Raw genomic sequence first — 18,215 nt, forward strand, 5'->3', positions numbered from 1 at the left:
ATTTTTATGAAGACGCAGCTTGGGGAATAACCAGAAATTATTGATCCAGGCGGGTATAAAAAGGAGCACATTATACAGCAGAAGATACCCCACAGGTAAAACGATACGGTTGTTTTTAATGCTGATAAATGCTATAAAACTTGCAAATACTATATTTAGCAAGAGTCTTGACAAATTAAACCGATGGATTGCATTCATTCGTGCGTGATACTATAAAAGTGTAAAGTTAATTTTTTTCTGAAACGGCTTCCTTTTTTTTACACGAATGGCTCGTATTTATAGACAAACAAACGAAAAACCACCTTGAATTTTTATGTCCCCATTTCTGTGCGATTGGTCAAAAAGCGAAAAAAAAATGCTACATGCCTTACTTTATTTGTACAAAACAAGGATAAAAGATGAAAACAATTTTACTTCTACTGGTATTCAGCATTTCGGGTTTACTCGTTGCACAACATTCAGATTACGCTAAGTCCATTGATAATTTGATGCGTTCTTTAGCAGAAAATAAGGCTTTTTCGGGAAGTGTGTTGCTTCAAAAAGAGGGAAAGACAAGTTATAAAGGCGAATTCAATACCGTGGGAACCCCTTCAGATAAATATAGAGTGGGTGCTATTACTGAGGTTTTTACGGCTATTATTATTTTTCAGCTGATTGAAGAAGGTAAATTAACGCTCGAAACCACACTAGATCAGTATTACCCAACAATTAAAAATGCGGATAAAATCACAATAACCCAACTTTTAGGTCATCTAAGCGGGATCTACAATTACGCGGAATGGGACGATTATTATACTTCAAAGCACAAGAAATTTACAAAAAAAGAAATGTTAGCTTTAATTGGACAAGGGAAACCCGAGTTTAAACCTGGACAAGATCGCAGTTACAGCAAGGCTAACTATGTTCTCTTAGGCTATATTATAGAAGACATTACCCAAGCAACTTATGCAGAAAATGTAGCCATCAGGATTGCAAATAAACTAGGCTTGCAAAACACCTATTGTGAAACGGATGAAAAAGAATACCCGAAAAGGAATGCGTCTTATTTATATAATGGAGCAACATGGGTGAAAGAAACAGATTCACATCCCAGTTTTACCTTTTCTGCGGGCGCAATAGTTTCCACTACAGCAGATTTGTCAAAACTAATAGAGGCTCTGTTAACCGGAAAATTAATTGCTGAAAAATCCTTGGCACAAATGAAAAAAACCAATCAAAAAGGAATTGGGTATGGGCTATTAAAAATGCCTGTTTTTGACCAAATAGGATATGGACATTTTGGCAACATCGATGAATTTCAATCGTTTATAGGCTATTTCCCAACGGAGGGATTATCGATTGCTGTGTTGTCAAACGCATCGAATGTCAAACTGAATGATGTGATTCTAGGTATAGCCTCAAAGTATTTCAATAAGGCGTATCAACAACCCGATTTCACCACGTATCAAAATCAGGCTTCATCCTCAACCAAAATTTATACGGGTGTATACAAAGCGACCTTGATTGGGCTTATTGATGTAGGGGCATTCCAGATACGTGAAGCAGCAAACAACCACTTATTTTTAACTATTTATGCCGATGGGAAAGATGGACAAAAAATACTATTGGAACCAAAAGGGGAAAATAAATTTTATGGGAGAAAAAATAATTCGGAATTTGATTTTACCATCAACAAAAAAGGAGACGTTACTGGAATGAAAGTTACCCAAAATAAACAATCGCTCAACTGTAAGAAAATCATGTAAATAAAAGTAAAGTCTAAAAGTACTTCCTGTTTCTATGCTCAAACAACTAGATTAAATGCTTCGAATTACGCCTTGGTATCTGGGGTATAAAGCGATCGTTACTTGGCTACATACGACAAGATCACATCGTGGTAGAAAAGACAATCATCACATACCGTTTTGAATCCTTTATTTTGAATCGAAATGTTAATTATCTTAGCCTCTGTCTTTTTACACCTGATGTACGTTTTTATTTCTTACATTTAATTTGTACAAAGAAAAACATTTCATTAATACTAAAAAAAGCTATGGGATTTGATATCAGCTACCATCCAATAAGTGAACAAGAAATACACACCTGGTATTTTGATGTACTCGAAGACGAATCGAGCCTTGAAAAACTAGCACAAGAACATGATATTGACGAATTCTACGTTGAAAAGTATAGCAATACAATTGACGTAGCTAAAGCAACTGCTCCTACCGATTATTTTGACAAGACACACGGTTATTTTATTGCGGTAATACAGGGCTTTTTCAGGACGTACTTTTACACCCGAGGTTCTGCCTTTTCCTTTTTCCTTCAAGACAACCCTCAGTTTAAAGCGTACACCACTTCTTGGGAAGCTATTTTAAAAGTAAAAGTACCCAACCCTATCGCCAATAGTTTGGTTGAAAACTACAGTTCTGGCATTTATATGAATGCACAGCAAGTGGCAACCTTGCTGTCTGATTACCACACGAAGGAAGAAGTAAAAAAAGAGTTAGACGATTTTTATTCGCATAACCGAATCAATGTTTTTCTGAAAGCACTAACTTATGCAAAAGAAAACAACCTTGGACTTTTAGAAGCTACTGAAGTAGTTGAACCCAATCCGCTGAACCTCAACGAATCGACTTGCTATTCCAATTTATTCCATTGCGATACCGAAGGTGCCTTGTTGTATGAAGAGGCAATGCTAGAACAATTAAGGGAATTTGAGGGAAATCAAGGGTTAAATGACAACGAAATTCTTGAACATACGGAACGCGTCATCATCAACCATGAACCAGTGGTTCCAGAAAAGAAAAAAAGTTTTTGGCAAAAGCTGTTTGGGAAGTAAAAACCTCTTTATTTCATATTGATTTCAATGCTTTTGTTCAACGTATTTACAACACTAGATTAACTTCATCAATAACCTAAATCCATATCATCTATGTCTTTTTTCAGCAAACTATTCGGGGTAAAGAATACCCCTCAACAAGTAAACGAGGTAAAACCAATGGAGGAAACAGGACCAACTGCAGAAAACCACTCTCCTTTTACCTTGAATCGCATCGCTTGGGCTTTTTCGGCTCAGTTTTATACAGATGCGGAGGAGTTTAACCAAGAAGTAATCGATTACCAAAATCGTATTTATAAAACAAGTGAAAATTGGAAGCCCAACGAAGTTGTTTTTGACTTTCCTAAACTACAAATTCAGTACATGGCTTGGGTGAAGGGCGTATCGGATTTACTTGAAAATGAAACGTTAATTGAAGAAGATCGAGATGTTTTTGAGGAAGAACCTGATGAAGAGGAAGATAATATGTATCAGGTTGAGCTTTTAGCAACGTTTACCGCTGACAATGGCAAGCATTTTACGGCTTTAGAATTTCTACTAAAAACACATAATCAACAGGTAAACAAAGAACTTGGTGATCACGTATTTTTTGAAGGTACGGATGAAAACCCTTCCATTAGTAACGATTTACCCACTTGTTATATCGCTTGTGGTAGTTAAACAGAAATAAAAGGAAAACAACTAGTCAAGCAAAGAGTGAAGTCGTTCCTTTTTACCTAGGACATGACCAAGCTCTTTGTGCAGACAATTCAACATATAACAAAAAAACAACTTACAAAAAAACAACCTACAAAAAAACAACTTACAAAAAAACAACCTACAAAAAACAACCTACAAAAAACAACCTACAAAAAACAACCTACAAAAAACAACCTACAAAAAAACAACTTACAAAAAAACAACCTACAAAAAACAACCTACAAAAAACTATCCTTTTACTTGCTCGTTTCTAATCGTCACACTAATTAATTTATACCCCTCATCTGTTCGTAAAAACTCAAAGTGATTTTGGGTAAAGTTCTTTTTATCTTGGTGAGAAACCACAATCGTCATCGTAGGATAGAGCCAATCTTTTGCTTCCCTACACCCATTAAAATAGGGGTCAAACTCATCGCCTTCAAACAAGAAGGGATTGAGTCCATCTTTAGAAATAAAATAGTCACAATTGGGTTGTATGATGGCTAATAATTCTCTTTTCAACAGGGGGAAATTAGCGCGTATAAACGTTTCTTTGTCAGCCTTTGCCCATCCTTCTGTTGATTCCCAAATCAACGTATCATAGGACCCTTGGATCAATTTCTCTTCCGTTAAATCGACAAACAAGTCGTTGATCAACCATTGTTTAAATTCGGTTTCAAAATCCATAAACGAATAATACCATCCGTCTTGTCCTAAAAACACTTTTCGGTTAGTATCTGTAGGAGGGGTTTTTGTTTTCTCGAGGGAGTAAAAGTTGAGCGCATGATCATAAGAAAAATTGTCGACCAAGATATTATTCAACGTATCAAGCAATACTTCTTGTCCTCCTGACCAGCTAAAATGATTACACCCTGCATGATCTCCAGCAGACCAATATTTTTTTTCGGCTCCCTTTAATCCGATAATCATTCCGTTTCTTACTCTCGTTAAATCACTATATACAGCAGGAATAGCAATATCTCCTTTGCTATTGAACATCCCTGCTTGATCTGTTTTTGAATCCCTGAAACGAATAAAACCTTCGCTTTCACAATCGGATCCGTTGTCAAAAATATACAAACTATCCACGCCTACACTTCTCCCCTCTTTCGTTAGGTAGTAATTTTTCCAACTTTCTCCTACTTCTTCTGACACTGCTATAATATTGTCAAACTTATAGGCATAGGAATATCCGATAAACTTGGGTTCAATTTTAACTACTCCCTGTTGGTCTTTATAGCCAATTCGGATGCTATCATTCGCAAAAAAGGCAGTCCAACTATCTTGGTTCTGTCCAAACATTGTACAACTCCAAGAAGTTAAAAGGAAGATTAAAAGGAAATGTTTCATTATGGGTTGGGTTGTGAAAGAGTAAAAATTCGCACTATTGTTTACTCAAAGGTAGTAATTATAAATAAAAAATAGGGGTTCAAAAAATGTAGAACAAATAGGCTCAAAAAGCAAAACCTTTTGAGCCTATTCGTACTATATTTTTTGGAAATACCTTTATTGTAGATTTTCTAACTCGTCTTCACACCAAGCGATACAAGCATTTCGTCCACTTTCGTTTTCATTTCTTGTATGTAAATAATCAATAACAGCTTGAAGACTTTCCGGATTATAATCTTCATAATATCCAATATCAATTTGAGTCCTTTTATTATTTCCTTCCTTGTAGTGTGGCATTTTAATCCCTATATGCAGGTGATGTCTTGCTGGATCACCTATATACTGCTCTTTTAAAAGTAGATTTTCATATAGCATGTGAATAGGAGTTTCTATGAGCATTTCATTTGTCTCCAAATCCCTTACTCCTCCGAAATCATAAGATGTATTTGCTTTAAAATTTAGAATAAATATACCATCAACCAAAGTATACGTTTCCGTTTTTGTCACATAGTATAACACTTCACAGTTTTTTGTTTTCTCTGAAGAAGAATTATCAATTGTTACTTCATCTTTGGTTGTAAACTTCCTCGTTTCATTATACTTGTATTCATTAATCTTAGATTCGAATATTTTCTTATTGAACATCATTTTTAGAATGGCTTCATTAACAACATGGGATGACCCTTTTGCTAACTTTGCTACCAATTCAAATTCAGCCTTTGATTCTGATTTGTGATGTACTTCAATCTCTGTTTTGATTTCTGTAGTCACTTCAATCGTATTAATTTCTGACTTACTAATACTATATTCAAATTCCTCCGTAAGCACTTTATTGTATTTACTTTTAGAAGGAACAAAAAGAGGTACTTTTTTGCATATTTCTGTTGAATTAACAACGACATATTTGGATTCTACCGTATCACTTATGGAAAGCGTTTTAGTAGCCTCATCTTTAATCCACTGATCGTATTGAAACGTAGAAGACGTATTCAAATTGGTTTCTTCTTTTGCTACTCTTACTACTTTGATATCAGATAATAACCAATCGCTGCCTATATATTTACAATCACTTCGGATAGCCAATTCGTATATTTTTCCACAATCTCCTCCGAAATCCCCAAAAGGAATCTCAAATTTATCAGTTTGATTTCTTTCAAACGCATTCCCCGTAATATAGCCATTCAATCGTACTTCTCTGGAAGTCATTTTGTTTCCTTTTAAAATAAGGAAAATATTGGAGTCCGTTCCTGCGTAAACTTCGTCTCCTGTTTTTATTTCAAATTTATAAGTGCTCATTGTTTTTTTCTTTTGGTTTGTCCTATAGATGCATGCATTTAAAAATAAAAAGGAGGAGTTCTCCTCCTTTTTGTTTATCTCCTGAAAATGGTTTCACGGTAGTACATAAAGCAGGTTACGCCCATTTTATCGTATACAGTTCTGCTATATTTTTAGGTCGTGTTTCTTTGCCATCCAAAGCTTCTTTGGTTTTAGATGGAACTGGTGTAACAAGATTGGTAGTAGGTCCTGATCCACCTGTTGTAGATTGGGTGGTATTCACGGTAAAGTTTACTGGATGCTCATGTTTGAGAAAAGAATCTTGTTCCACTGTACTCACATGATCTCCTGTTAGTATTCCTTTGCCTGGAGCAGCCCGATCTGAAGCATTAGCATCAACAAGTGCTCCATTATCCCACGCTCTACTAAAATATCCGCGCATATCGATTAGCAAAGAATTACCCTTCTCTCCTTGGCCAAATCGATAATTAAGCACGGAATTTAATCGGGTGTACTGGTCATCTAATTCCATCGCTGCTTTACACAAAGACAGTTCTTCTGCAGGTGGATTTTCAGTGGCAATATATTGTTTTCGCTCGCCTATGATTCCCTCTACCATACAAGGTAAATGCTTTACACTTACTTTTCCGATATTGACATAACACTGTTTCACTCTAAATTGAATGAGTGGTACCTGTGTTTCTATTTTCAATACCAATTGTGTCGCTTTTTCCTCTATTTTTAACTGTAAATCAATGGTCGACGCCCCTTTTGTCGATTTGGTTACTGTATAGGTAGAAAGTCCATCGGACAAACTAATGTGTATGGCCCCATTATTTTCAGTAGATAGCTCTACTTTACCTGTAACTATTTCCCCACACAGCATTTCTTGCCATCGTGGGAATTCATGAAGCGCCTGTGTAAAGGTCAAGGTTTCATTTCCATCACTTTTTATCAATATTACTTCTTGTGTAGTGGCATCGAATTTAATATACCCATCCTTTCCTTTATCGGTATATACCCAGCCATCAGGTACCCCATAATCTTCGTTGTTTCGATTGCTGAAGTACTTAAAGTTGTAGTTATAGACCAGGTTTCTTTGCCCTAAGGCATAAAGATGATCATGGATTGCTATTTTCATCGTTCCTTCTTTTTTAAAAGGATTGCTTTTCCACAAAAGCAATCCTTTTAGATTTACTTTTATCGCAATTACGCTTTGGGTGCACCTGGTTCAACTAACCACTCTCCTTTTTCGGTTAACGTAACCGTTACCTCAAGGCTTTTGAAGCTTGAAAGTTCAATTTTAGCAGCTTCATTAGAAATTGTAGCAATATCTGCTAAACTATTACTTGTAAAATCACCTGTTGCAATATAAAAAGCAAATTTTGGGGTCACTGTACTTTTATCATTAGGTGATGGAGCCCAGGTAACGCCCATAAATCCATTGGCAGATTCAATACCAAAAGACATGTTGCTATACCATTTTTCATTTTCATTTTGAACTTGATTAAATTTATTCGATTTAATCCCAATGGTATTGGCTGGACTTTTTTCACCTTGACTAATACTCAAGTTAGGTCCTTGTTTTGGGGGTGCAGTAGCATATTCTGCATTCCATAATTGCTCTAATTGTGCATCTTTGATTACACTAGAATCAATTTTTACATTTAATCCTACTGCTTGATTGGTTGCTCCTGCTCCTACTTTGTACTGCAAAGGGATAGTGAACCAGTTTTTTCCGTCATAATTAGGTACCACACTTAACATGGCATCTGAGTTTGCATACACATCCGAAGTTGGAACCCCTTCTGGTTTTTGCAAAAAACACCAAAAGTTTTTGGTTGAACTTCCTTTATTTACAAGATAAATTTTGTAGTTGGTTGTTGCGCTAAATTTTTCTAAATTAATCATACTCTTGTTCTTTGGTTTTCCTACTCTATTCAAAAGCGGGCTTTTCGGAATACGCCCTTGTTCACTAGTAGGTTGAAGCTTCAGGTAAATGAACAAGACAAAGTAACGAGCCGAAACGCTCAAATTTTACAGTAGAAAACACCAAATTTAGTTTTGCGTATTTATACGGAATCAAAACAAAGTTTGAGGCGTATAAATAGCATGGGCAATAGCATAGATGACGATACCCACCGTATTTTTTGCTCCTATTTTTTCAAGAATACGCTGACGGTGACTTTCTACTGTGCGTTTACTGATAAAAAGCTGATCGGAAATCTCTTGATTGGTGAACTCTCTACAAATTAATTGCACCACTTCAACCTCTCTATCAGATAGGGAAACAGAGAGGCCTAACTTCTGATTCTTGGGGTTATCCCTTACGTAATTGAGCAGCATCTGATGATCATCTTTGGTTAGAAAAATTCCTGTTTCGTGTACTTTCTCAATGGCTTCTAATAGTAGTCCTTTAGAGGCATTCTTCGGTAAAAATGCGGATACGCCCATCTTAATCATATGCCCAAACATCAGTTGTTTGTAATGAGATGAAAGTACGATGATCTTGAGTTCAGGATAGGTCTCTTTGACAATTTCAATCAGCTCTAAACCATTCATGGGTTCCATTTGCAGATCAATCATAATCAAATCCGGAAAAGTATCTGGGGGTAAATTCTTCAAATTCGTTACAAACTGAGGCCCTTTATTTGCGCTACTTACGATGGATAGCGTATCGATATTGGATAACAATAAGATGAGTCCCTCTAAAAATAAAAGTTCATCATCAATTAATGCAATTTTAATCTTTTGTTTCATTGTTTTGAAATTAGAATAAGTAGTTGAGTTCCTTTTCCTTCAGTGCTTTTCCATTTAAAAGCAGCTTGAATGACTTGAATCCTAGCTTCTATATTATGCAAGCCCATTCCCTTTTTTACTTCCGTGAGATTAAAGCCTTTTCCGTTATCAGCCAGTAAAACAGCAAAATAATACTCCGTACTTCTCAAGTGAATGTACATTTGAGAAGCCTGAGCATGCTTTAGCACATTATTCAAAAACTCTTGAATAATTCGATAAAGCTGTATCTCAATGGCAAGAGATGGAGCCTGATAAAGGTGTAAGAGAACAAGTTGTACGTTTAACGAGGCGGAGACATTAACAGCCATTTCTTCTAGCGTAGCAATTAGTCCAATATGTTCTACATCCACAGGGTATAAAGCATGCGAAACTGTTCGCGTAGCTTCAGATAAAGCGGGTAATTGTTTTAGTATAATCTCTTTGGCTCTTTCACTCTGCCAAGCCTCTGGGTTATTTAACCACACCGAGAGAATGTGAACCCGATTGCCAATGTCATCATGTATGATTCTCGCTATGCGTTTTCGCTCTTCTTCTTGGACATCCACGCTAATTTTTACGATATTTTTTTGATGTAAAACCTCTGCTTTTGACCTTTTCAACTCTGTATCCAAGATCTTTTTCAAAGACTTTTGATGCAAAAGAAAAAACAAAAAGGTAAAGACAATAATGAATAAAAGAATAACAATCAGATAAACAATTAGAACGGAGGGGTCTTTCCATATTTCCATAAAAATCGCGTAATAATTACATAAAAAACACCACAAGAAAGGGCGTATATCATCCAAAAAATAAACTTTAAATCTGAAGGAACATGAATCAGAAAATCAAGCAATAAAAAATGAATAAACGTGATCGAAAAATAAAAAAGCAAGGTGTAATAAAACCTGACTTGCGGGCCTAATTCAAAGTTTACAAACAAGTGCCTAAAGACTAAGCTTATGATGACCAATGAATTAAAAACACGTCCTATATTCATAAAACCAGGAAATATTTCTTGTATTTGAAAGAGGTCAGCTAAACCGATCAAAACTCCTATAAACAACAAGATATAAGCAATATAAGTCCTTTGTTCCTTTTTAAGAAAATACAAGAATAACGCTAATTCAATGCTATTAAAATACGGCAAAAGTCCGATGTTTGATTTTCCGTAATAGGATAATCCCCACCCTATCAGATCAAAAACACAGCAACTAATAATGTAAAATGATAAAGCCTTGTAATTTTTTTTTACTCCACGTCTCAACAGTATTCCATTAAACACTGCTAAAATTACAAGGCTTATCGACAAACAAATGGTAAGGTAATTAGCGAATTCAGAAAGATTTATCGACATAAATAAAATCTAATAATCCAAAAGAATTTCGATCAACTTGCGTTTTAAAAGGAGGGCAAAGACGAGCCATATCATAATACTCAAGAGTTGTATCTCCTGTAATTCTAGAAATCACAATATCAGGAACTACTAGTCCTTTTTCCTCTTTTATCGCAAAATATCCCGTCAACGTAGTCGGTAGTTTTGTTGAATCGAGATCTTCGGCTGGAATCTGAAAACCATTAAACACCTGATTATACGAAATCCATGCATCGATAGTTGTCCATGCCTCAATTCGCTTTAACGCTTCTTCATCTGTGATTTTAGTATTCGTACAATTGAATTTAGTTTCAATTTTATTTGAAGTCATCCAATCCGCTAAGGTTTCCTTATTTTTTTTAATATTCTGCATCGTATCAGCGGATGCTGGTACAATGTGCATATACAATTGAGGTTTTTCCTCTTTTTCATTTCTTAGATAGGGATATAAATCTAACCCTAAGTAAAAATGATAAAATTTTTCATCTCGTTTTTTAGGTAGTGTAATTTCAAACGCATAAGAATTATGCAATAGTTCAGTGATGAACTTTTTATCCTGTTTGCGTTGTTGCCAAGCATTCATGCTATTGATTATAAAATCAAAGGAAGGGTTTTTCATTTTTAAAATTTTAGTCGTTTTGTTGGTTTAACAAATATAACCCAAAATACCAAAAGACTATCTCTTCATTTCTTATATTTAGTAAGTAAATGCACATTTATCCTTAATTAAATATCATTTCAATACCACTATAACGCATCAAACCTAAAACAACTTCATATTTAGTATAATTTAACACTATTAAAAAACAAGTAATCTTTCATTTCTACAACCTAGGCAGCGCAGCGTGGCAGTCCGACGATTTAATCAATTAACTCAGACAACACAAAAAAATCAAAATGTGTTATTTTGTTACATATACTATATTTTATTATAAAATTTAGTTTTATTTTTACTATATATTTTAAAAAATTTACATGTAAAAAACACAAAACACAATCAAAAAATGCCAACAAAAACCACCTTAATTGAACAGTTGGACCCCCTAAGAGGGAATGATTTGTATCCTTCACAGGAAATCAAAGATCAATTAATCCAATTGTATTTGCCTGCATCCGTATCGGATTTGGCACTTAACTTATCCAACATTACTTCGCAATTTTATGCGTTACTTTTGCAATCGATTGGTGCAAAATACGGGGTAGCCGCCGTACAGGAGCACTCTGAAACGCTCTTCCATCATCTTGGAAAAGTAAAAGCAGAACAAGCCTTACTCAAGGACCCATCCATGCATCGAGATTGTCGATCTTTGATTCTAGTAGTTATTTCGGCTATTTACACCTCAAGTCCGGAATATACTTTTACAATCAAAAAATTTACGGCAGATGAATCGATCATTTCATTAGCGGGAATTGACCGCTACCACAGAGCAGCTAAACAGTTTGGTATTGATACCATGTTAAGCTTCCCTACGCTTCTTTCCTTTATGCATGGGATTAAAGATTACTTGGAATTAACGGATGTGGAAATAACAGCTTCTGACACCTCGTATGATGCCAACTCCAATGTGACGAACACCTACACCTTTAAAAAACAGCCTAGATAATATGAAAGATATCGCGCAATGGTTAGGTGAGCATCCTCCTTATTTATTTCCGCTTAACACGTTAATTATTCAGGATTCAAACGTAGCCTATACTCCATCGAGCAGCTTGTCAAATTCCTTTGAAGAATTTTATAAAGTGCTGCAAATAGCTTCATCATTAGGAAGCATAGCCCTACTGCAAAAAATGAATGTGGTTTCTAAAACTTTCTTCTTGGGTGAGAAAATGAGAATCCGAAAAATCCTACATGGTGAAGTTCGCAATGAACTACAATACCAAGCACAAAGCTTGCTATTTTCTGAACGAAAGGGAAAGTCTCTAGTTGATATCTTTAATCAACACCATCAATTGGCGTATACCTTTGAACTAGATTATGTCATTTTTTCAGAAGATTCTTTTCAACGGGTTTTTAAATCGTTTTACACCCCTGAACTTGCATTAAAAAACACGAATAACATTCAAAATGAAGTAAGAATAACACCGCTTTGTTCTTCTTATTTCCAGGTTGTTATCCAAGGTTTTTCAACCGAACAATGTGCGGGTCATTTCGATCATTATCCTATTGTACCCGCTGTTTTTATTGTTAACCGATTATTATATGCCATTGAGGCTTTTTTTAAACTACAAAGCAAAGACTTATCAACTAAAACGCTTATTGTGGATAGTTTAGAAATTTTTCCGAACATTGCTACTCCACCGAATACGGAGTTACATTCTCATGTGTATTATCGTCAAGTAACCAAGAATAGCTATTTATTTGTCTGTCCCATTAGTAGTGGTCAAATAAAACATGGTAACTACCTGATTACCATACAATTACAATAAGTACAATCTGTATGCGAATTATGGATTAGTATCAAAGCCAATAACCTGTTGTTATTGGCTTTTTTCAATCGCATCTCTTAGTCCCAATGATACGCTTTTAACTAAGGTAAGAAGGCTACATTAAATTATCGCTTTTTCTCATTCAGAGTTAACATATTGATAATATAGGAATAACCTTTACTTTAAAGTAAACGATGTCTTTTGTGCTAATGAAACAGCTCTATATTCTTACACGAAAAAATCTGCTTATTCTCTCATCTTTACTCCTATTTTCATGTGGAGACAAGAACCATTCAATCAAGATGAAGGGATCGGATACAGAGGTAAACCTTGCTGTAAACTTAGCAGAAAAGTATACAGCAGTAGACGCCGATTTTAGTATTGCAATCTCCGGAGGAGGTTCGGGAATCGGAATTACTTCTTTATTAAATGGTCAAGCGGATATTGCAAATTCTTCTCGTCCTTTATCCGATAAAGAGATTCAACAATTTGAAGACAAAAAAATCAAGGTACGCACCGTGATTTTTGCTGAAGATGCCACTGCCTTTGTTGTTCATAAAGACCTTCCTATCGACGTGATTGATCTTGAAACCTTAGCCAAGATTATGAAAGGTGAAATCACCAATTGGAATCAACTTGGTTTGGTTGATTTACCTATTAATATTTACGGGCGTCAAAGTAGTTCAGGAACGCATTCTTTCATCAAAAAGAAGCTTAAAATCGAATTTTCTAATGCAGCCAAAGAAATGACGGGGAATGCTCAAATCCTTGAAGGAATCAAAACAGATAAATCTGGGATTGGATATGTTGGGGCAGGTTATATCTCTCATGAATCTGCTACAAATCCAACGGTAAAAATTTTGAGCATTAAAGAGACTCCTACTTCTACGGCCTATTCTCCCATTGATGCACACGCCATCAACAACAGCTTGTATTTCTTTCAACGCCCTCTTTATCAATTTATCTTGGAGGACTCTTGGGAAAAGGTAAAGCCATTTATTGATTTCGAAAATAGTACAATGGGGAAAGAACTCATTAAAGAACACGGGTATTACATCATAGAACGACCACAAAATGAAATATAAAGTTAGAATTAGTTTAGATATTGTCTTCAAATATATCTTTAAAGCAACAGGTCTTTTAGTTCTGTGCTTATTGGGTGGAATTTTAGCCTTGTTAGTTTACAATTCTTTTTCCTTCTTCATGGATGTGAAGCCGCTTGATTTTATCACAGGTATGGAGTGGAATCCAACAGCTAAAACTCCAGTATATGGTATGCTTCCTTTAATTTTGAGTACGACACTCGTTACCTTTGGGGCTATGCTAATTGCCATTCCTTTGGGAATTGGAACTGCAGCTTTTATCTCTGAATATGCGGGAACGCGATTGAAAAACATCTTAAAGCCTGCGATTGAAATGCTCGCAGCTGTACCTTCTGTCGTTATTGGATTTTTGGGTATTGTTGTGGTGAGTCCAGGTTTAGCGGATATGGCGGGATTGCCAAATGGTCTAAATGCTTTAAACGGCGCTATTTTACTAGCTGTTATGGCTTTACCTACGATTATTACCATAGCAGAAGATGCGATTCACGCCGTTCCTAAAACCTATAAAGAAGCCAGTTATGGCGTGGGAGCTACCAAATGGCAAACGTTGCGCAAGGTGATTATCCCTGCTGCTGCGCCTGGAATCATCTCTGCCATTATGCTGGGTGTAGGTCGAGCGATTGGAGAAACCATGACGGTTCTGATGGCAACAGGTAATGCTGCCTTAATTCCGACAGGATTCTTTGATTCTGTAAAAACCATGACCGCTACAATCGCTATCGAAATGGGAGAAGTTCCCTACCAAACGACACACTACTACGGATTATATGCTTTAGCTACGGTTCTATTCTTTATGACCTTAATAGCCAATCTTGTAGGAGAATATTTTATCAACCGATTAAGAAAATACCATGCAGCTTAATAAATTCAAATTATCTTCTATCATCGAATGGGGAACCTTAGTGGGAACAACACTCATCGTTTGCTTTTTCCTCGTTGTGATTCTCTTTGAAATTGTAAGTAAAGGTGCAGGGAGTATCTCATGGGAGTTTATTTCTAGTGTTCCCAAAGAAGGAATGACAAAAGGAGGTATCTTAACCCCCATCATAGGAACAGTACTCATTACGCTCATTACTGCTTTATTTAGTATTCCCTTTGGAGTATGCTGTGCGATCTATTTAAATGAATATGCAGAAAATAATTGGTTGACACGCATCATCCGTGCAGCTATTCGAAATTTATCGGGTGTCCCATCGATTATATATGGGTTATTTGGTTTAGCTTTATTTGTACAAACCTTACAATTGGGTACTTCATTATTCGCTGCGGGATTAACCCTAGGCTTGTTATCCCTTCCTTATATCATCACGACCACAGAAGAGGCTTTGATGCAGATTCCGAATAGTACACGAGAAGCAGCTTTAGCTGTGGGTGCCACAAAATTTGAAACGATTAAAGACGTGGTCATCCCTTCTGCCGTTCCAGGAATTTTAACGGGTGTTGTATTAACCCTGTCAAGAGCAGCTGGAGAAACCGCTCCAATTCTATTTACGGGAGCAGCCTTTTACATAAGTGATACCAATGGCTACCTCAACCAAGAATTCATGGCCTTACCCTATCACTTGTATATGTTATCTACCCAACACCAATCTATTGATGAAGTCAGACCCATTGCTTATGGTACCGCTTTAATCTTAATTCTTGTGGTGTTTGTATTAAACCTAAGCGCATTTTATATCCGTTATAAATTCAGAAAAAATGAAAACTAAATTATCCGCCGACAACTTAAATATTAGTTTTGGAAGCAAACATGTTTTAAAAAATGTAAGCGTACAATTTGAAGAAAATAAAATCACCGCTTTAATTGGCCCTTCGGGTTGTGGAAAGAGTACATTATTGCGCAGTTTTAACCGCATGCACGACTTGGTTCCTTATGCTAAAATACAAGGTTCAATCAAGCTCGAAGATCAAGATATCTATGCTAAAAATATACCCGTAACGGAGATTAGAAAGCGCATTGGTATGGTGTTCCAGAAAGCCAATCCGTTTCCTAAAAGTATTTACGATAATATTGCTTACGGATTAAAAATAAACAACTTACCACACGATAAAAGTGTCATTGAAAAAGCTTTAACCGAAGCCTTTTTATGGGATGAAGTAAAAGATGATTTAAAAATGCCTGCACATCGTTTATCAGGAGGACAACAACAACGACTATGCATCGCTAGAGCCGTTGCTCTTCGTCCAGAAGTAATCTTAATGGATGAGCCTTGTTCTGCTTTAGACCCCGTGAGTACCATAAAAATTGAAGAGCTTATTCTTCACTTAAAAGAAAAGTACACCATTGCCATTGTTACACACAACATGCAACAAGCCCAACGCATCGCCGATCATACTTATTTCATGTATTTGGGTGAGGTAAAAGAAAGTGGATTGACCCAGGATATTTTTGAACATCCTAAACACGAAATGACAAAGAATTACATCAATGGGGTATTTGGATAAACGCATTGTTTTGCATACAAACCGCTATAGAACAACCAAAAGCGGAGTAGTGTCTAACTAAACACTACTCCGCTTTGTTTTATGCGCTCAATAAGATGAAGCCCTTACTCTCCTTTATGTTTATTTTATCTTGAAATAAATTGATCTCTTTTTTCGGTGGCATCGGCAGCATTTTGCATCAGCTGTCGAACAAGAGGATTACTAATAAAATTACTTTCACAAAGTACAAATTCGGGATCTTTATCAGTATAATAGGATACCTTCATTGGTGTAGGACATTTAACTGACACCCCTTGGTTTGTTCCATAATACGTTCCTGCTGGTACTGATCCAGGTTCTTCAACTGGAATTGTGGCATTGGCATCCATCCACCAATCTATTCCCGACCCACTTGCAGATGGTTCAGCATTCGCTAAATCAAAGGTATCCCCAGGGCACATTTTGCCATCGCTTAATACAGGTAAAGAAACTGCACCACAAATGTGTACTTCAGATGTATTTTCAAAGGTATATTGGCTGAAAGAACCATTTGCAGTTATATTATCAGACATACTACCAGAGGTTTGATGTCCTACATACCCGAATCTAGCTGCACATTGTTTGATTAGTAAAGTCGTATGCCCTCCACTCTCTACCGCCATAAGATGATCACTCACATTTAATTGCTTCGGGTTGTAAGCACCTGTAGTAGTTCCTGGCATAAAAGTGGGAGGTATTGTATTGAAGGTGCCCCCTAACATTCCTCCTGAATTATTCCCCCAGGCCCATAATTTACCATCGTTCGTCAACACATTGATTGAAGCAGAATTAGTATAATGTTCTTGTGGACTAATCCACGCAATATTATTATTTATCATATAAGTTACTCCACCTACAACTGTAGAAGTAGTTACCTGATACCAACTATTACGATTCACATTCCCCCCATCTCCTAGCTGTCGAGATAAATTATCACCCAACGAAAAAAGTCTTCCATCGGTTGCTAAAAGGTAATAGGTCTTCCCAAGGCTACTACTAGTCATACCAATCATCTTAGGAGTTACGTCAACAGGAAGGGACATAAGAGTAGCAAATTTTCTATCAACTGCTGCCGTATTATTTCCTAAACGAGTACCTAATCCCCACGTATATATTTTTCCTTGAGATGTGAGAGCCATAAAACTAGTGTAACACCCTCGCACAGCTACAACATCTTCTAATGGTACACCAGGTCCCGTACTTACCCGATGCCATAAGCTATTATTTTGGGGCGTCTCTATTGCACCATCCCCGTACGAATTTCCATTCGAAGTCAGTACCCAAGCTTGTCCATTACAAGTTACAATAGCCAATCCTAAAGTAGTTCCAAACATCATCTTTACTGCGGTTGGTTGTACCCCAGCCGGAAGCCCATCTGCTTTAGGTGATCCTCCGTTTACATTGTACGAACCAACAGATACTTTCCTAAAATTATTAACCAATACATTGGGAATATTCGCTGAGACTAAATGACCAGATGCTCCCCATATATAAAGTCCTTCCGTTGTTAAGGCTGCAAATTGATGTGAACCTCCTATTGCAAACCGCAAAACATCGCCTGTCAATTTATTTGCTCCCGTTCCATAATTTGTTCCATTAAGTTCAATTGGTGGCGCAATATCGGCTCCAGATTGTCCGATACTCTGCCCCCATACGCGAACTTTACCATCGTATTCTCTAACCATCGTTGCGTGAAAACTACTCACCATATTGTCATATTCAATCGTATTGGGATCAGAGCTATTTAGATAGGTATTAGCATTGCAGACTCCTTCTACACAATATTGAGCATATACCTGAAAATGAGTCCCTAAAAGGAAGGTCAACCAGACCCCAACTAAAAGAATATTTATTTGATAACGATTCATCTCTCTCTATTTTTAATTAAACTTCAAACCTTTAT

The 18,215-nt window shown here is 36.4% G+C and carries 17 protein-coding genes; 9 read left to right on the forward strand and 8 right to left on the reverse strand.

Translation table 11 applies throughout. The features are described 5' to 3' along the window. The first annotated feature begins 398 nt into the window (after positions 1-398). The 3 genes from AWV75_RS03840 to AWV75_RS03850 all read left to right on the forward strand — a co-directional run bounded on the left by AWV75_RS03840 (position 399) and on the right by AWV75_RS03850 (position 3,487). Positions 399-1,745 (forward strand): serine hydrolase domain-containing protein, encoded by a 1,347-nt coding sequence (locus AWV75_RS03840; RefSeq protein WP_060873116.1) that lies wholly within the window; start codon positions 399-401, stop codon positions 1,743-1,745. A 287-nt stretch (positions 1,746-2,032) separates the two neighbouring features. After that, the gene (locus tag AWV75_RS03845) at positions 2,033-2,827 is read left to right on the forward strand and encodes a hypothetical protein (RefSeq protein ID WP_060873117.1); all 795 of its coding nucleotides are present in this window, start codon (positions 2,033-2,035) and stop codon (positions 2,825-2,827) included. A 93-nt stretch (positions 2,828-2,920) separates the two neighbouring features. Continuing rightward, positions 2,921-3,487 (forward strand): hypothetical protein, encoded by a 567-nt coding sequence (locus AWV75_RS03850; protein ID WP_060873118.1) that lies wholly within the window; start codon positions 2,921-2,923, stop codon positions 3,485-3,487. Positions 3,488-3,754: 267 nt separating this feature from the next. Here the strand turns inward: AWV75_RS03850 and AWV75_RS03860 are convergent, their stop codons facing one another. The 7 genes from AWV75_RS03860 to AWV75_RS03895 form a co-directional block, all read right to left on the reverse strand. After that, positions 3,755-4,855 (reverse strand): hypothetical protein, encoded by a 1,101-nt coding sequence (locus AWV75_RS03860; protein ID WP_197429548.1) that lies wholly within the window; start codon positions 4,853-4,855, stop codon positions 3,755-3,757. Positions 4,856-5,011: 156 nt separating this feature from the next. After that, positions 5,012-6,190 carry a PLAT/LH2 domain-containing protein gene (locus AWV75_RS03865; protein WP_060873121.1) on the reverse strand — a complete coding sequence of 393 codons (1,179 nt, stop codon included), beginning with the start codon at positions 6,188-6,190 and terminating at the stop codon, positions 5,012-5,014. 115 nt (positions 6,191-6,305) lie between these two features. Next, the gene (locus AWV75_RS03870; protein WP_060873122.1) at positions 6,306-7,310 is read right to left on the reverse strand and encodes a hypothetical protein; all 1,005 of its coding nucleotides are present in this window, start codon (positions 7,308-7,310) and stop codon (positions 6,306-6,308) included. A 68-nt stretch (positions 7,311-7,378) separates the two neighbouring features. After that, positions 7,379-8,203 (reverse strand): hypothetical protein, encoded by an 825-nt coding sequence (locus AWV75_RS03875; RefSeq protein WP_231737977.1) that lies wholly within the window; start codon positions 8,201-8,203, stop codon positions 7,379-7,381. 48 nt (positions 8,204-8,251) lie between these two features. Then, positions 8,252-8,929 carry a response regulator transcription factor gene (locus AWV75_RS03880; RefSeq protein WP_060873123.1) on the reverse strand — a complete coding sequence of 226 codons (678 nt, stop codon included), beginning with the start codon at positions 8,927-8,929 and terminating at the stop codon, positions 8,252-8,254. Continuing rightward, the gene (locus AWV75_RS03885) at positions 8,926-9,591 is read right to left on the reverse strand and encodes a sensor histidine kinase (protein WP_231737979.1); all 666 of its coding nucleotides are present in this window, start codon (positions 9,589-9,591) and stop codon (positions 8,926-8,928) included. Before AWV75_RS03885 ends, AWV75_RS03880 begins: the two co-directional genes overlap by 4 nt. A 690-nt stretch (positions 9,592-10,281) precedes the next feature. Further along, on the reverse strand, positions 10,282-10,938 hold the full coding sequence (locus AWV75_RS03895) for a hypothetical protein (RefSeq protein WP_060873126.1): 657 nt from the start codon (positions 10,936-10,938) through the stop codon (positions 10,282-10,284). 385 nt (positions 10,939-11,323) lie between these two features. Between AWV75_RS03895 and AWV75_RS03900 the strand changes: the two genes are divergently transcribed. The 6 genes from AWV75_RS03900 (at position 11,324) to pstB (ending at position 16,294) form a co-directional block, all read left to right on the forward strand. Continuing rightward, a complete protein-coding gene (locus tag AWV75_RS03900) occupies positions 11,324-11,923 on the forward strand; it encodes a hypothetical protein (protein WP_060873127.1) in 600 nt (199 codons plus the stop codon). Position 11,924: 1 nt separating this feature from the next. Next, complete coding sequence (locus tag AWV75_RS03905) at positions 11,925-12,746, forward strand: hypothetical protein (protein ID WP_060873128.1); 822 nt, start codon at positions 11,925-11,927, stop codon at positions 12,744-12,746. A gap of 302 nt (positions 12,747-13,048) precedes the next feature. After that, complete coding sequence (locus AWV75_RS03910) at positions 13,049-13,831, forward strand: substrate-binding domain-containing protein (RefSeq protein ID WP_231737981.1); 783 nt, start codon at positions 13,049-13,051, stop codon at positions 13,829-13,831. After that, positions 13,821-14,711 (forward strand): phosphate ABC transporter permease subunit PstC, encoded by an 891-nt coding sequence (gene pstC / locus AWV75_RS03915; RefSeq protein ID WP_060873130.1) that lies wholly within the window; start codon positions 13,821-13,823, stop codon positions 14,709-14,711. Before AWV75_RS03910 ends, pstC begins: the two co-directional genes overlap by 11 nt. After that, positions 14,701-15,558: a phosphate ABC transporter permease PstA gene (gene pstA, locus AWV75_RS03920; protein ID WP_060873131.1), complete on the forward strand. Its 858-nt coding sequence runs from the start codon at positions 14,701-14,703 to the stop codon at positions 15,556-15,558. The genes pstC and pstA overlap by 11 nt, the downstream gene beginning before the upstream one ends. Continuing rightward, positions 15,548-16,294: a phosphate ABC transporter ATP-binding protein PstB gene (gene pstB, locus AWV75_RS03925; protein WP_060873132.1), complete on the forward strand. Its 747-nt coding sequence runs from the start codon at positions 15,548-15,550 to the stop codon at positions 16,292-16,294. The genes pstA and pstB overlap by 11 nt, the downstream gene beginning before the upstream one ends. 125 nt (positions 16,295-16,419) lie before the next feature. Here pstB and AWV75_RS03930 read toward each other — a convergent pair whose 3' ends face one another. Beyond that, positions 16,420-18,180 (reverse strand): hypothetical protein, encoded by a 1,761-nt coding sequence (locus tag AWV75_RS03930; protein WP_060873133.1) that lies wholly within the window; start codon positions 18,178-18,180, stop codon positions 16,420-16,422. Positions 18,181-18,215: the final 35 nt, after the last annotated feature.

The organism is Myroides odoratus (assembly GCF_001549985.1).
GTDB lineage: Bacteria > Bacteroidota > Bacteroidia > Flavobacteriales > Flavobacteriaceae > Flavobacterium > Flavobacterium odoratum_A.

Coding starts and splice junctions, on each gene's coding strand:
- AWV75_RS03840 (WP_060873116.1), top strand. CDS start 399: ATGAAAACAATTTTACTTCTACTGGTATTCAGCATTTCGGGTTTACTC.
- AWV75_RS03845 (WP_060873117.1), top strand. CDS start 2,033: ATGGGATTTGATATCAGCTACCATCCAATAAGTGAACAAGAAATACAC.
- AWV75_RS03850 (WP_060873118.1), top strand. CDS start 2,921: ATGTCTTTTTTCAGCAAACTATTCGGGGTAAAGAATACCCCTCAACAA.
- AWV75_RS03860 (WP_197429548.1), bottom strand. CDS start 4,855: ATGAAACATTTCCTTTTAATCTTCCTTTTAACTTCTTGGAGTTGTACA.
- AWV75_RS03865 (WP_060873121.1), bottom strand. CDS start 6,190: ATGAGCACTTATAAATTTGAAATAAAAACAGGAGACGAAGTTTACGCA.
- AWV75_RS03870 (WP_060873122.1), bottom strand. CDS start 7,310: ATGAAAATAGCAATCCATGATCATCTTTATGCCTTAGGGCAAAGAAAC.
- AWV75_RS03880 (WP_060873123.1), bottom strand. CDS start 8,929: ATGAAACAAAAGATTAAAATTGCATTAATTGATGATGAACTTTTATTT.
- AWV75_RS03895 (WP_060873126.1), bottom strand. CDS start 10,938: ATGAAAAACCCTTCCTTTGATTTTATAATCAATAGCATGAATGCTTGG.
- AWV75_RS03900 (WP_060873127.1), top strand. CDS start 11,324: ATGCCAACAAAAACCACCTTAATTGAACAGTTGGACCCCCTAAGAGGG.
- AWV75_RS03905 (WP_060873128.1), top strand. CDS start 11,925: ATGAAAGATATCGCGCAATGGTTAGGTGAGCATCCTCCTTATTTATTT.
- AWV75_RS03910 (WP_231737981.1), top strand. CDS start 13,049: ATGAAGGGATCGGATACAGAGGTAAACCTTGCTGTAAACTTAGCAGAA.
- pstC (WP_060873130.1), top strand. CDS start 13,821: ATGAAATATAAAGTTAGAATTAGTTTAGATATTGTCTTCAAATATATC.
- pstA (WP_060873131.1), top strand. CDS start 14,701: ATGCAGCTTAATAAATTCAAATTATCTTCTATCATCGAATGGGGAACC.
- pstB (WP_060873132.1), top strand. CDS start 15,548: ATGAAAACTAAATTATCCGCCGACAACTTAAATATTAGTTTTGGAAGC.
- AWV75_RS03930 (WP_060873133.1), bottom strand. CDS start 18,180: ATGAATCGTTATCAAATAAATATTCTTTTAGTTGGGGTCTGGTTGACC.